Here is a 12,938-nt window from a genome sequence, read left to right as displayed (position 1 = left end):
GTGGGGCTGATGCCCCGACTTTCGTTCACACGCGCCCGCCCCGCCCTGGGACAGTACCGACCAGGGCAGGGCGGGCGCGCTGCGTGGTAAAAGCAGCCCTGTTCAGCGTGTAAACTTCTATCCGCAGCTCGCCCGAGCGGGCTGACTTCGCGTGTCTGCGCCACGGCCGCCTTATCGGGGCCGTACCCGGATGCCGGCGGTCCTGACCTGGGAACTCCCAGTCGGGTCCGGCAACCAGTAGGCACCAGGGCCTGGCATCACCCGACGCCGGGCGACAACCGACATAAAAGGAACCATGGACTCATGGCTGTTGTAACCATGAAGCAGCTGCTCGACAGCGGCACCCACTTCGGGCACCAGACCCGTCGCTGGAACCCCAAGATGAAGCGGTTCATCTTCACCGACCGCAATGGCATCTACATCATCGACCTGCAGCAGACGCTGACCTACATCGACAAGGCGTACGAGTTCGTCAAGGAAACCGTCGCCCACGGCGGCAGCATCCTGTTCGTCGGCACCAAGAAGCAGGCGCAGGAGTCCATCGCCGATGAGGCCACCCGCGTCGGCATGCCCTACGTGAACCAGCGCTGGCTGGGCGGCATGCTCACCAACTTCTCCACCGTGCACAAGCGTCTGCAGCGCCTCAAGGAGCTCGAGGCGATGGAGCAGACCGGTGGCTTCGAGGGCCGCACCAAGAAGGAAATCCTCATGCTCACGCGTGAGAAGAACAAGCTTGAGCGCAGCCTCGGCGGTATTCGCGACATGCAGAAGGTGCCTTCGGCCATCTGGGTCGTCGACACCAACAAGGAGCACATCGCCGTCGGCGAGGCCCGCAAGCTGAATATCCCGGTCATCGCGATCCTGGACACCAACTGCGATCCCGACGTCGTCGATTACCCGATCCCGGGCAACGACGACGCCATCCGTTCCGCAGCCCTGCTCACCAAGGTGATCGCCTCCGCGGTGGCCGAGGGCCTGCAGGCCCGGGCCGGCCAGGGCGGCGGCGAGAAGCCCGAGGAGGGCGCCGAGCCGCTCGCCGAATGGGAGCAGGAGCTGCTGGCCGGTGCGACCGCCGGTGCTGCCGACAGCGCGGCCGGTGGTGCGGCGACCACCGAATCATCCACTGACGCTTCGTAATTTTTCAGGGGAAGGCTTACATGGCTAACTACACCGCTGCCGACGTCAAGCGACTGCGGGAGCTGACCGGCGCCGGCATGCTCGACTCGAAGAACGCGCTGGTCGAGGCCGGCGGCGACTTCGACAAGGCCGTCGAGCTCCTGCGCATCAAGGGCGCCAAGGACGTCGGCAAGCGCGCTGAGCGCGCGACCGCCGAGGGTCTGGTCGCGGCCAAGGACGGGGCGCTGATCGAGCTCAACTCCGAGACCGACTTCGTCGCCAAGAACGCCGAGTTCCAGGCGCTCGCCGAGCAGGTCGTGGCCGCTGCGGCTGCCTCCAAGGCCGCCGACGTGGACGCGCTGAAGGCTGCCAAGACCGGTGATTCCACCGTCGAGCAGGCCATCGCGGACCTGTCGGCCAAGATCGGCGAGAAGCTCGAGCTGCGGCGCGTTGCCTACTTCGACGGTCAGGTCGAAACCTACCTGCACAAGCGGGCCGCTGACCTGCCGCCGGCTGTGGGCGTGCTTGTCGAGTACACGGGGGACTCGCAGGAGGCCGCGCACGCGGTCGCGCTGCAGATCGCCGCGCTGAAGGCCAAGTACCTCACCCGTGAGGACGTGCCCGAGGACGTCGTCGCCAACGAGCGCCGCATCGCCGAGGAGACCGCGAAGGAGGAGGGCAAGCCCGAGCAGGCGCTGCCCAAGATCGTCGAGGGTCGCGTGACCGGCTTCTACAAGGACGTCGTGCTGCTCGACCAGCCGTCGGTGTCCGACAACAAGAAGTCCGTCAAGGCTCTGCTGGACGAGGCAGGCGTGACCGTGACCCGGTTCGTCCGGTTCGAGGTCGGTCAGGCCTAGTCAGACCTGAGCGGCGCACCAACCGCTCACACGTAAAACCCCGCGTCAGATCCGGCGATCCCGGAGACGCGGGGTTTTGCCTTTGTATGGGATGGTGGGGAAGATGCCGGTTGTTGGTGATGCCATGCGCATAGGAGTCGTCTTCCCCCAAACCGAACTCGGCGGAGATGCCGGTGCCGTCCGGGCCTACGGGCAGCGGGTCGAAGAACTGGGGTACGCCCACATCCTGGCCTACGACCACGTCGTCGGCGCCGACCCGGCTGTCCACCAGGGCTGGGCAGGCCCCTACGACATCCGCACGACGTTTCACGAACCGTTCGTGATGTTCGGCTATCTCGCCGCGGTGACTTCGCTCGAACTGGTGACCGGCGTGATCATCCTGCCCCAGAGGCAGACCGTGCTGGTGGCCAAGCAGGCCGCCGAAGTCGATCTGCTCACCGGCGGCCGGCTGCGCCTCGGTATCGGATTAGGTTGGAACGCAGTCGAATACGAGGCGCTGGGCGAAGAGTTCGGCAACCGCGGCAAGCGGTCGGAAGAGCAGGTCGAGCTCATGCGGCAGCTATGGACCGAGCAGACGGTGAGCTTCGACGGCCGGCACCACCGGGTTACCGGGGCCGGGCTGGCACCCCTGCCGGTCCAGCGCCCGATCCCGGTGTGGTTCGGCGCCGCGTCCGAGCGTGCGCTTGAGCGCGCGGGCCGGCTCGGCGACGGCTGGTTCCCGATGGTGGCGCCGGCCAAGCTCGACGAAGCCAGGGCGCACGTCGAGCGGGCCGCCCTTGCCGCAGGCCGCGATCCCGCGTCCATCGGGATGGAAGGCCGCGTGACCTGGGCCGGTGACGCCGAGCGAGCGGCCGGCGAGTTGTCGGCTTGGGCGGCGGCGGGAGCCACGCACGTCTCGGTCAACACCATGGGCTCCGGTCTGGGCACCGTCGACGCCCATCTCGCCGCGTTGGAGAGGGTGGCGGCAGCGGTACCACTTGGTACCGTCGGCGCATGAGTGTAATCAGCGCCTTCGGCGACGATGCTCTGGGCGACCATGACGCGGTCGGCTTGGTCGAGGAGCTGCGCGCAGGCCGGGTGTCGGCGGCCGACCTGATCGAAGCGGCCGTGACCCGTGTCGAAGCCGTCAACCCCACGCTGAACGGGCTGGCGTTCGAGGCCTTCGACCGGGCCCATGCTCGCGGCGCGGCGCCCAGCCCGTACGGCGGGTTCTTCGACGGGGTGCCCACGTTCGTCAAAGACAACGTCGCGGTCGAGGGCATGCCGACCATGTCGGGCACCGATGCCTGGGAGCCGCGGCCCGAGCGGGTCCACGGCGATTTCGCCCGCGCCTACCTCGCCACCGGCCTCGTGCCGCTCGGCAAGACCCGACTGTCGGAGTTCGGCTTCAGCGCGTCGTGCGAGCATCCCCGGCTGGGACCGGTGCGCAATCCGTGGAACCCGGACTACACCGCGGGTGCATCGTCGTCGGGATCTGGTGCGTTCGTCGCCGCCGGCGTGGTACCGATCGCGCATGCCAACGATGGCGGTGGCTCCATCCGCATCCCGGCGGCGTGCAACGGGCTCGTGGGGCTTAAGCCGTCACGTGGCCGGCTTCCGCAGGACAGGGACCTCCGAAGGATGCCGCTGCGCATCGTGTCCGATGGCGTGGTCACCCGCTCCGTCCGCGACACCGCTGCGCTCTATCGCGAGATGGAGCGGGTGTACCGCAATCCCAAGCTGCCGCCGATCGGCGATGTCAGCCGCCCCGGTAAGCAGCGGCTCCGTATCGCGGTGTGCACGCAGTCGATCGCCCGTGAGGCGAGCCAGGAGATGCGTGAGCTCACCCTCAAGACCGCGGCGCTGCTCGAAGAACTCGGCCATCGGATCACGCCGATCGGCAATCCCGTGCCCGCCAGCTTCAAAGACGACTTCCTGCTCTACTGGGCATTTCTCGCGTATGCCTTGGTGCGCGGCGGAACTCGCACGTTCGGTCCGAGCTTCAACCGCAGCCGCCTCGACAACCTCACCCTCGGGCTCGAACGTTTCGCCGGCCGCAACCTCTATCGCCTGCCGGTGGCGATCACCCGGCTGGCCCGGACCCGGCACATCACCGAGCGGCTGTCCAACAGTTATGACGCGGTACTCATGCCGACGCTCGCCGAACCGACGTTGCAGATCGGCCGGCTCGATCCGACCGCGGACTACGACCAGATCATCGAGCGCCTCATCGACTGGGTGGCCTTCACGCCGCTGCAGAACGCCACCGGCGACCCCGCCATCTCACTGCCGTTGGCGCAGACGGCAACTGGGCTTCCGGTCGGAATGATGTTGTCGACGACGGTGGGCCGCGAGGCGCGGCTGCTTGAGCTCGCCTACGAACTCGAGGAAGCGCAGCCGTGGCGTCGTATCCAGGATTCGGTTGTGGCGCCCCGACGTAAACGGGCCCGAAAAGCGGTCAACTAAGCGGTTATTGCGCCTCTCCGCGGAAGACGGCGACGGATTTCGTCGTCGCGGCGACATGACGTCGTAACGCCGACGGTGCCCTGTTAACTCACGCGACACCCTGAACTGCTGTGGGTGAAACATGCGGCTCGCAGCATCGCTCATTGTGGAAACGGCTACTTCGGCCCCCCGATCGCCGGAGATCGCAACGACAACCGGAAACACCTTCGGATGTCTGATCCGGTTCGCACTGGCGAACATTCGCCGCCGGCCGGAACGGTTCGTGCTGTCGGTGCTCGGCATCGCCCTGGCGATCGCCTGCGTGACGGTCGTCCGAACCATCTCATCGAGCTTCGCGATCACCGGCGCCGATTCGGTCACCGATGTTCTCGGCGGTGCCCAGCTGTGGGCGGTGCCTGCGGCCGGTGTGCACTATGACAGCGATGTCCAGGCGCTCGTGGCCGACGGCCCGGCACCGGCGATCACGGTGCCCGGCGGCTGGCGTGTGGTACAGACCCTATCCGGTGTCGCGATGGTCGGCGACACGCGCGTGTCGCTGCGCGGCAACGACGAAACACCCTCTGGTCAAGCAGTTTTGGGTGCCGCTCTGGCGGACCGACTGGGTGTCTCATCCGGCGGTGTTGTCGATCTCGGCGGCCAGTCGCTCACGGTGAATGTCGCCGGATCCGGTCAGTCGATGACGGTGTCGTCGGACTTGGCGAGATCGCTGGTGGGCGATCACGGGTGGTGGACGGTCTATGCGCCGTCCGGTCAAGAACACAGTCGCGATCTCGCCAAGACGTTCGGTGCGGCAGTCGGTCTGCCGTCCACCGCCGATCCGTCGGTACGGCCCGAACCCGGTGGCTCCGGCCTGATCTACGACACCGTGGGCGGATCCGGTCCGCTGACATTCGAGCAGAAATTCTCGGCCCTGTTCTCCGGGAAGGTCACGAGCTCGACCCTGGGTCTGATCTCGACTGTCGGACTCGTGCTCGGCTTCGTGATCGCAGTGTCGTCGTTCCTCGCCGCGGTGGCCGAACGCAAACGCGAGTTCGGCATCATGAGCAGCATCGGTCTGGCCGACGAGGTGCTCTATTTCTTCCTGGTCGAGTCGGCGATGGTGTTCGTGGCCGCGTATGTGGTCGGTGTCGTCGGCGCGGGTGTCGCGGTGGCGCTGGTGATTCCGGGGATTGCGACACCGACCGCGTGGGCTCAGGCCGCGGCTATGGTCGCGGCATTTCTGCCGGCCATGGCGATAGTCGGCGCCCTGGTGCCCGTGCATCGGTTGTTGCAGCAGCGTCCGGTGGATCTCCTCGGAGGTAGGTGATGAGCGCTTGCGCGAAGAACAGAGGGTACAGACGATGATCAGTAAAGGCCTGTCCTACGGTGTCCTGTCCGCGCGCCGCCGGATCCGCGAAATGGTGTTGCCCGTGCTCACCACTGCCACCGGAGCGTTTCTGGTGGTGCTGGTGTTCGGGATGATGTCGGGAATTCGTTCGCAGTCTGCGGCTTTGGGTCACGCCGAGGACATCAATCGCGCCGTGATCCTGATCGCGGTGACCGTCCTGCTGGTCGGCGTGGTCGAAGTGGCGGTCGCGACCACCAGGACGGTTGCGCACCGAACCCGTGAGCTGGGCGTGCTGGGCGCGAACGGCATCCCGCGCGGCCCCGTGGTGGCGGCCCTGCTCGTCGAACCGGTTGTCGCGGCCATCCTGGGTGCGCTGATGGGCGCTGTGCTGGCCGCGGTCACCGGGATCGCGGTGGCACTGGCCGGTTTCGCGCCCACCGGCGTCTCGTACGTCGGATTGGCGCTCGGAGCGTTGATCGCGGTCGGCGTGAGCATCGTCGCCGCTGTCGCCACCAGCATCGTCCCCACATGGAACGCCGCGTCGCGTCCACCCATCCGATCCCTGACTGCAGGAGGCTGACAATGACCGCGCTGGACGACGCCCCGACAACGGCGTCAGCTGACATCAAGAAACCGGTCATCGAGATCAGCGATGTCTGGAAGCTGCACAAACTCGGCGACGAGGTGGTCAAGGCGCTTGTCGCCACCGAACTACAGGTCATGCCAGGCGAATTCGTGTGTCTGATGGGGCCGAGCGGAAGCGGAAAATCCACGCTGCTCAACATCATGGGCGGACTGGACCGGCCAACGAAGGGAACCGTGAAGATCAGCGGTCGCGATACCGCGCAGCTGACCGAGAGCCAGTTCGCCGCATTGCGCCACGACACCATCGGGTTCATCTTCCAGAGTTACAACCTCATCCCGTTCCTGTCGGCGGTCGAGAACGTCGAGCTCCCATTGATGTTCGAACCGTACGACCGAAAGTCGCTGCGTAAACGTGCGATCGAATTGCTGGAAATGGTCGGGCTGAGCCATCGCGTTCATCACCAGCCGACGAAGATGTCCGGCGGGGAACAACAGCGCACCGCGATCGCGCGGTCGCTGATAAGCAGCCCGACCCTCGTTCTTGCAGACGAGCCGACGGCCAATCTGGACCACCGCACGGGGGAGACGGTGGTGCGCATGCTGCGCGACCTGTGCTCGACGATGGGCGTCACGGTCGTCGCGAGCACCCACGACCCCACGGTGGCCGACGAAGCGAGCCGTGTCGTCCGGATGCGAGACGGACAAATCATCAACTGAACTAATGGCTTTGGGAGATTAGCGATGACCCAAGAATTAGAGGCCGCGTCGCCGTTGGGCCCTGACACCAACGGCATGGCCGGCGCGGCTGAGCGCGACAAACTCATGACCACCGAGCTCGTGCCCGAGCAGATCCTGCCCAAAGTCATGAGCACGTTCGGCCTGACCGCGGCCTACGTGTTCATCATCTGCTGGGTCACCGGATCGTCGGTGATGGCCGGTGGCGGCTGGACCGCGATCCCGATGTGGGTGCTGGGCATCCTCACGTTTCTGATCCCGGCGGGTATGGCCGTGGTCGAACTCGGCAACCTGTGGCCGGGGCAAGGTGGTGTGTACATCTGGGCCACCAGGACGATGGGCGAAACCTGGGGATTCATCGGCGGTTATCTGTCCTGGGTGCCGGTGATCCTCAATGCCGCCTCATCGCCGGCGGTGGTGCTGCAGTTCCTGCTGCTGGCCTTTCATGCGGAGCTGGGCCTGACGACGAGCATCATCCTGCAGTTGGTGATTCTCTGGACGGTGATCGGGCTGGCGCTCGCGAAACTCGCTGCCAACCAGAAGATCATGAACGTCGTCTTCGTGGTGTACGGCATCCTCTCGTTGACGATCTTCGTCTCGGGTCTGCTGTTCGCGGTCAACAACGGCTCGGCCACGCCATTCAGCTGGGCCGAGGCGACGATTCCGAACTTCGCGGTTGCCGGCTTCCTGTACGGCACGGTGCTGCTGTACCTGCTCGGCGTCGAGACGCCGTACAACATGGGCGCCGAGTTCCTTTCGGTGCGCAAGAGCGGTCCGCGGATGATCCTGTGGGGTTCGGCCGCGCTGGTCGCCATCTACCTGCTGACGACGCTCGGCACCATGATGGCCTTGCCCGGCGATGAGATCGACCCGGTCACCGGCGTCATCGGCATGTTGGACGTCGCGGGCTTCCCCGGCCTGATGGAGGTCTGCGCGATCGTGCTGGCATTCATCATCGTCGTCGCTCTGATGACCTACCAGGTCGCCTACTCCCGGTTGATCTTCGTGTCGGGACTCGAACGTCACCTGCCGCGTATCTTCACCCATCTGAACCCGCGTACCCGCAACCCGGTGACCGCCATCCTCATCCAGGGCGTCATCTCGTCGCTGATCCTCGTGGGGCTGTACTCGCAGAGCAGCATGGCCAACGTCACCATCTACCTGCAGGGCGGGCTCTCCACGGTATGGCTGTTGTCCGGGTTCTTCTTCCTGATTCCGGTGATCGTCGCGCGTAAGAAGTACGCGGATCGCTATGCGAACGAGCAATTCTGGCGGATCCCCGGCGGGACGGCCGGGGTGTGGATCACCGTCGTTGTCGGCACGCTCGGCACCATCGGCGGCATCTACTACTCGTTCGTCACCCCCTGGCTGGACGTGCCGTCGGGCACGTGGATGACGTGGGTCGGCGGTATCAGCCTCGGCATGTTCGCCCTCGGACTCGTCGTGTACATCTTCGGACGTCGTTCGGCGCACAAGATGTCGCAGGAGGATGCGCTCGCCCATCTCGCGGTATTCGACCTCAACAAGACCGAAGCGGAGGACGCGACCAAATGACCATGGACAGCACGGTGCTGCGAACCGAGTCCACCGAAGACGCCACGCGGTACCCGCTCGATCCGCTGACCGGCGCGGAGATCGAGGCGGCAGCCGCGGTCATCACCGGATCGGACTATGCGACACCGACATTGAAGTTCGTCATGATCCAGTTGGCCGAACCCGCCAAGACCGCGTCGCTGACGTTCGAGGGCTCCGACGACGTTCCGCGCCGCGCGTTCGTCACGATGTATGACGCCAAGCTGATCTACGAAGCCATCGTCGACCTCGGCGCCCGGGTGATCGACTCGTGGACACCGATTCCCGGCCGGTTCCCCTCCTACCTCGTCGAGCACATGACCGGTGTCGAGGAAAAGGTTCGTGAGGACCCGCGCTGGCAGGAGGCCATGCGCAAGCGCGGCGTCACCGATTTCGGTCTCGCGATGATCGACCCCTGGCCTGCCGGCTATTACGGCACGCAGGATCATTACGACAACTCGCCGCTCATCTGCCGCCCGCTGACGTTCATGCGGGCCGCCCCGTCCGAGAACGGCTATGCGCGTCCGGTGGAAGGCCTGATCGTCACGTTCGACCTGGACACCATGACCGTCGTCGACGTCGAGGACCACGGCGTCGTGGCGTTGCCGGCCAAGGGCGGCAACTATGCCGGGAAGTTCATGTTCGATCCCGACAACCGCCCGGCGTTCACGGAGTTCCGTTCCGATGTCAAGACCATCGACATCACCCAGCCGGACGGGCCCAGTTTCACCGTCGACGGGTGGAACGTCAAGTGGCAGAAGTGGTCACTGCGCGTCGGCTTCAACCCTCGCGAAGGTCTCGTTCTGCACGAGCTCACCTACAACGACCGCGGCACGGTGCGGCCCATCATGTACCGCGCGGCGCTGTCGGAAATGGTGGTCCCGTACGGTGACTCGTCACCGACGCACTGGAACAAGAACGTCTTCGACATGGGCGAGGTCGGCATGGGATTCTCCGCCAATCCGTTGACCCTCGGTTGTGACTGTCTGGGCGAGATCTACTACTTCGACGGCACGGTCAACGATTCGAGCGGCAACGCGGTCACCATCCCGAACGCGATCTGCATGCACGAAGAAGATTTCGGAATCTCGTGGAAACACACCGATTTCCGGACCGGCGAGGTCGAGGTCCGGCGGTCGCGGCGCCTGGTCATCTCGATGATCTGCACCGTCGGGAACTACGAGTACGGGTTCTTCTGGTACCTCTACAACGACGCGTCCATCGAGATGGAGGTCAAACTCACGGGCGTCCTGACCACCGGTGCGATCGCCGAGGGCGAGTCCCCGCGGTGGGGGAAGATGGTCGCGCCAGGGATGTACGGGCCGAACCACCAGCACTTCTTCAACTTCCGCATGGACATGAGCGTCGACGGCCCGGGAAACAGTGTGTACGAGGTCGATTCGATCCCGGAGCCGGACCCCGCGCTCAATCCGCACCACAATGCCTGGATCACGCAGGACACCCTGGTGGCCTCGGAGTCCGAGGGTGCGCGGGACTGGGACCACGCGACGGGCCGGTACTGGAAGGTAGTCAACCCGTCGAAGCTCAACGAGTTCGGCGCCCCGGTGGCCTACAAGCTGATGCCCAAGGACATCGTGCCGGTCATGGTGCAGGAGGGATCGGTCATCTACGACCGGGCCCGGTTCGTCCAGCACAACCTGTGGGTGACGAAGTACGACCCGAGGGAACTCTACGCGGCGGGCGACTACATGTACCAGTGCGCCGAGGCGCAAGGACTGCCCGAGTACGTGGCCGACGACGCTCCGCTCGAGGACACCGACATCGTGCTCTGGTACACCGTGGGCGCCCACCACGTCGTGTGCCCGGAGGACTGGCCGGTGATGCCGTGCCACTACACGGGCTTCAAGCTCAAACCGGTTGGCTTCTTCGACGGCAATCCGGCGCTCGATCTGCCGCCGTCACCGCCGGCGGCCTGCCACCACCACTGAGAGCGAGGGCAGCCCCCGCCGTCACCGGCAAACCGGCACATTGGTGCTGTCGTCGCGTCGGCGGGGGCTTATGCTCGTCTGCGGCAGGCGAGTGGCGCTGTTGTGGGGGTGTGAATGACTTCTGGGCCGGACAACGAGACGGGTGACCAGCGCGGCTCGATTCGCTGGCAGGAGCCGGGTAAGACCAGGCCACGGCAACCGACGGTCGCCGAGGCCCGCCAGCGGGACAAGGCCCAGAAGGCGCGGGAGGCCGCGGCCCGATTCGCCGAGCTGCAGGAGCAGAAGGCGCGCGAGCGGTCCGCCAGGAACGGCAAGATCCTGATGGGTTCGGTGGCCGTGGTCGGGGTCGTCGGCGCCGTGGCGCTCGGCTATCACCTGCTGCACAAGGAAGAGGTCGACGCCGCGTGCGTCAAGGACGGCACCAACGAGGTGGTGCCGGACTCGTATTGCTCGAGCGGGTACAGCAGTTCGGGCGGCACGTTCATCTACGCCGGTTCGCCGTACCGCTACTACTACGGCGGCTCCAACGGCGGCGTCGGGACCACCGCCCGCGGCGGGACGCTGGAGCTCCCCAAGGGCACCACGGCGAAGACGAAGTCCGGCTCCTCGATATCCCGGGGCGGGTTCGGCTCATCGTCGAGCTACGGCGGAAGCTCGGGTAGCTGAGTGCGGCGCCAGCGCAGTTCCCCGCGAGCCGGCTGGGAACAGATCGTCGCCGACCAGGGCATGTGCTACGGCACGCCGGCGCGTGACGCCACCGGCGCCGACCGGCCCTACTGGGACGAATCGGTGCACTACGTATTCGACATGGACGAGGTGCTGTCGATCGAGGCGTCGGTCGAAGTGCTGCATTCGATGTGTCTGGAGGCCGTCGAGCAGGTCGTGCTGACCGAGCGCTACCGTGACTTCGGGCTTCCGGAATGGAGCTGGGAGCACATCGAGAAGTCTTGGCGGCGAAGCGATCCGCATTTGTACGGGCGCTTCGACCTGCGCTACGACGGCCGCAGGCCGCCCGTTCTGCTCGAGTACAACGCCGACACGCCCACGACGCTGCTGGAAGCCGCGATCCTGCAGTGGCACTGGAAGACCGACGTGTTTCCCGACGACGACCAGTGGAACTCGCTGCACGAGCGCCTGGTGGCACGATGGGCCGAGATCCGTGACCGCCTGCCGGGGTCGGAAACACACTTCACCTGGTCGGGAGCGGAGCTGACGGGCGAGGACAACGTGACAGTGGCCTACCTGCAGGAGTGCGCGGCCGAGGCCGGCCTGCACACGGTGGGGCTGGCGATCGAAGACATCGGATTCGACGAAGACCTCAACCGGTTCGTCGATCTCGAGGAAGCGCCGATGGCGTCGGTGTTCAAGCTCTACCCGTGGGAATGGATGCTCGACGACGACTTCGGCCGCCACGCCGTCGAGCAGCTGCCGACCACCATGTGGGTCGAACCGCTGTGGAAGACCCTGCTGAGCAACAAGGCGATCCTGGCCATCCTGTGGGAGATGTACCCGGGTCACCCCAACCTCCTGCCCGCCTACGTCGACGATCCCCATGAACTGACCGAGTACGTCCGCAAGCCGAAACTGGGGCGTGAAGGCGCCAACATCACCATCGTCGGCGCGGGATACGAAACCGAGACCGGCGGCGTGTACGGCGAAGAGGGGTACGTGTACCAGCTGTTGGACCCGCTGCCGCAATTCGACGACATGCGCCCGGCGCTCGGGGCCTGGATCGTCGGTGACGAGTCGGCGGGCCTCGGGATCCGCGAGACCTCGGGCCTTGTCACCGACAACGGCGCCGCCTTTGTGCCACACCGTATTCCACTGTGACCTCCCACTGTGACCTCCCACTGTGACCTCCCACTGTGACCTCCCACTTGACCTCGGAAGGACCAACCCTGTGACCTCAACCACCGTCGCGCTCAGTTCCGATTACTGGTCGGTTCTCGGCCATGGCGTCTCGGCCATCGTGCTGTACACCATCGTCGGGATCGCCCTGATGGTTCTCGGCTTCTACGTGATCGACTGGACGACGCCGGGACCGCTGCGGGTACTGGTCCAGGCCGGGCGCCCCAATGCCGCGGCGGTTGCCGCCTCGGGTGTGCTGTCGATGGCGATCATCATCGTCCTCGCGATCTACGCGTCATCGGGCGATCTGATCCAGGGTCTCATCATGACACTGGTGTTCGGCCTCTTGGGTATTGCGGCACAAGCATTTTCGGTGCGGCTCATCGGCGCGATCAAGGGCATCGACATGGGCCGGGTACTCGCGCAGGAGACCTTCACCCCCGAGGTCCTGGTGATCACGGCCGCCTACCTCGCCTTCGGCCTGATCGTCGCGGCGGCGATCCT

At 65.8% G+C, this 12,938-nt stretch carries 12 protein-coding genes; all 12 read left to right on the top strand.

Translation table 11 applies throughout. The features are described from left to right. Nucleotides 1–303: 303 nt before the first annotated feature. Nucleotides 304–1,137: a 30S ribosomal protein S2 gene (rpsB, locus tag ACRCUN_RS33975; protein ID WP_462145995.1), complete on the top strand. Its 834-nt coding sequence runs from the start codon at nucleotides 304–306 to the stop codon at nucleotides 1,135–1,137. 20 nt (nucleotides 1,138–1,157) lie between these two features. Beyond that, a complete protein-coding gene (gene tsf / locus ACRCUN_RS33970; RefSeq protein ID WP_462145994.1) occupies nucleotides 1,158–1,973 on the top strand; it encodes a translation elongation factor Ts in 816 nt (271 codons plus the stop codon). A gap of 124 nt (nucleotides 1,974–2,097) precedes the next feature. Continuing rightward, nucleotides 2,098–2,970 (top strand): LLM class F420-dependent oxidoreductase, encoded by an 873-nt coding sequence (locus tag ACRCUN_RS33965; protein ID WP_462145996.1) that lies wholly within the window; start codon nucleotides 2,098–2,100, stop codon nucleotides 2,968–2,970. Next, complete coding sequence (locus ACRCUN_RS33960) at nucleotides 2,967–4,418, top strand: amidase (protein ID WP_462145993.1); 1,452 nt, start codon at nucleotides 2,967–2,969, stop codon at nucleotides 4,416–4,418. Before ACRCUN_RS33965 ends, ACRCUN_RS33960 begins: the two co-directional genes overlap by 4 nt. 145 nt (nucleotides 4,419–4,563) lie before the next feature. Continuing rightward, a complete protein-coding gene (locus ACRCUN_RS33955) occupies nucleotides 4,564–5,724 on the top strand; it encodes an FtsX-like permease family protein (RefSeq protein WP_462145992.1) in 1,161 nt (386 codons plus the stop codon). A gap of 34 nt (nucleotides 5,725–5,758) precedes the next feature. Next, a complete protein-coding gene (locus ACRCUN_RS33950; protein ID WP_462145991.1) occupies nucleotides 5,759–6,325 on the top strand; it encodes an ABC transporter permease in 567 nt (188 codons plus the stop codon). Between the two features lie 2 nt (nucleotides 6,326–6,327). Then, entirely contained in the window at nucleotides 6,328–7,047 is a 720-nt protein-coding gene (locus tag ACRCUN_RS33945; RefSeq protein ID WP_462145990.1) for an ABC transporter ATP-binding protein, read from the top strand. Nucleotides 7,048–7,071: 24 nt separating this feature from the next. Further along, nucleotides 7,072–8,619, top strand: a complete 1,548-nt coding sequence (locus ACRCUN_RS33940) for an APC family permease (RefSeq protein ID WP_462145989.1) — start codon at nucleotides 7,072–7,074, stop codon at nucleotides 8,617–8,619. Further along, nucleotides 8,616–10,586, top strand: a complete 1,971-nt coding sequence (locus ACRCUN_RS33935) for a primary-amine oxidase (protein ID WP_462145988.1) — start codon at nucleotides 8,616–8,618, stop codon at nucleotides 10,584–10,586. Before ACRCUN_RS33940 ends, ACRCUN_RS33935 begins: the two co-directional genes overlap by 4 nt. A 114-nt stretch (nucleotides 10,587–10,700) precedes the next feature. Continuing rightward, nucleotides 10,701–11,252 carry a hypothetical protein gene (locus ACRCUN_RS33930; protein WP_462145987.1) on the top strand — a complete coding sequence of 184 codons (552 nt, stop codon included), beginning with the start codon at nucleotides 10,701–10,703 and terminating at the stop codon, nucleotides 11,250–11,252. Next, the gene (locus ACRCUN_RS33925) at nucleotides 11,253–12,416 is read left to right on the top strand and encodes a glutathionylspermidine synthase family protein (protein WP_462145986.1); all 1,164 of its coding nucleotides are present in this window, start codon (nucleotides 11,253–11,255) and stop codon (nucleotides 12,414–12,416) included. It begins immediately after the preceding gene. Nucleotides 12,417–12,486: 70 nt separating this feature from the next. Next, nucleotides 12,487–12,938, top strand: a 452-nt coding sequence (locus ACRCUN_RS33920) for a DUF350 domain-containing protein (RefSeq protein WP_462145985.1), incomplete at its 3' end; no start/stop codon positions are given.

It is taken from the genome of Mycobacterium venezuelense, from assembly GCF_054919535.1.
Note: the sequence above shows the minus strand (reverse complement) of the source record. Positions and strands in the feature narration are given on the sequence as shown.

Excerpts from the sequence above, each read along its gene's own strand:
- ACRCUN_RS33940 (WP_462145989.1), top strand. The coding sequence starts at position 7,072 with ATGACCCAAGAATTAGAGGCCGCGTCGCCGTTGGGCCCTGACACCAAC.
- ACRCUN_RS33960 (WP_462145993.1), top strand. The coding sequence starts at position 2,967 with ATGAGTGTAATCAGCGCCTTCGGCGACGATGCTCTGGGCGACCATGAC.
- tsf (WP_462145994.1), top strand. The coding sequence starts at position 1,158 with ATGGCTAACTACACCGCTGCCGACGTCAAGCGACTGCGGGAGCTGACC.
- ACRCUN_RS33965 (WP_462145996.1), top strand. The coding sequence starts at position 2,098 with ATGCGCATAGGAGTCGTCTTCCCCCAAACCGAACTCGGCGGAGATGCC.
- ACRCUN_RS33935 (WP_462145988.1), top strand. The coding sequence starts at position 8,616 with ATGACCATGGACAGCACGGTGCTGCGAACCGAGTCCACCGAAGACGCC.
- ACRCUN_RS33945 (WP_462145990.1), top strand. The coding sequence starts at position 6,328 with ATGACCGCGCTGGACGACGCCCCGACAACGGCGTCAGCTGACATCAAG.
- rpsB (WP_462145995.1), top strand. The coding sequence starts at position 304 with ATGGCTGTTGTAACCATGAAGCAGCTGCTCGACAGCGGCACCCACTTC.
- ACRCUN_RS33950 (WP_462145991.1), top strand. The coding sequence starts at position 5,759 with ATGATCAGTAAAGGCCTGTCCTACGGTGTCCTGTCCGCGCGCCGCCGG.
- ACRCUN_RS33930 (WP_462145987.1), top strand. The coding sequence starts at position 10,701 with ATGACTTCTGGGCCGGACAACGAGACGGGTGACCAGCGCGGCTCGATT.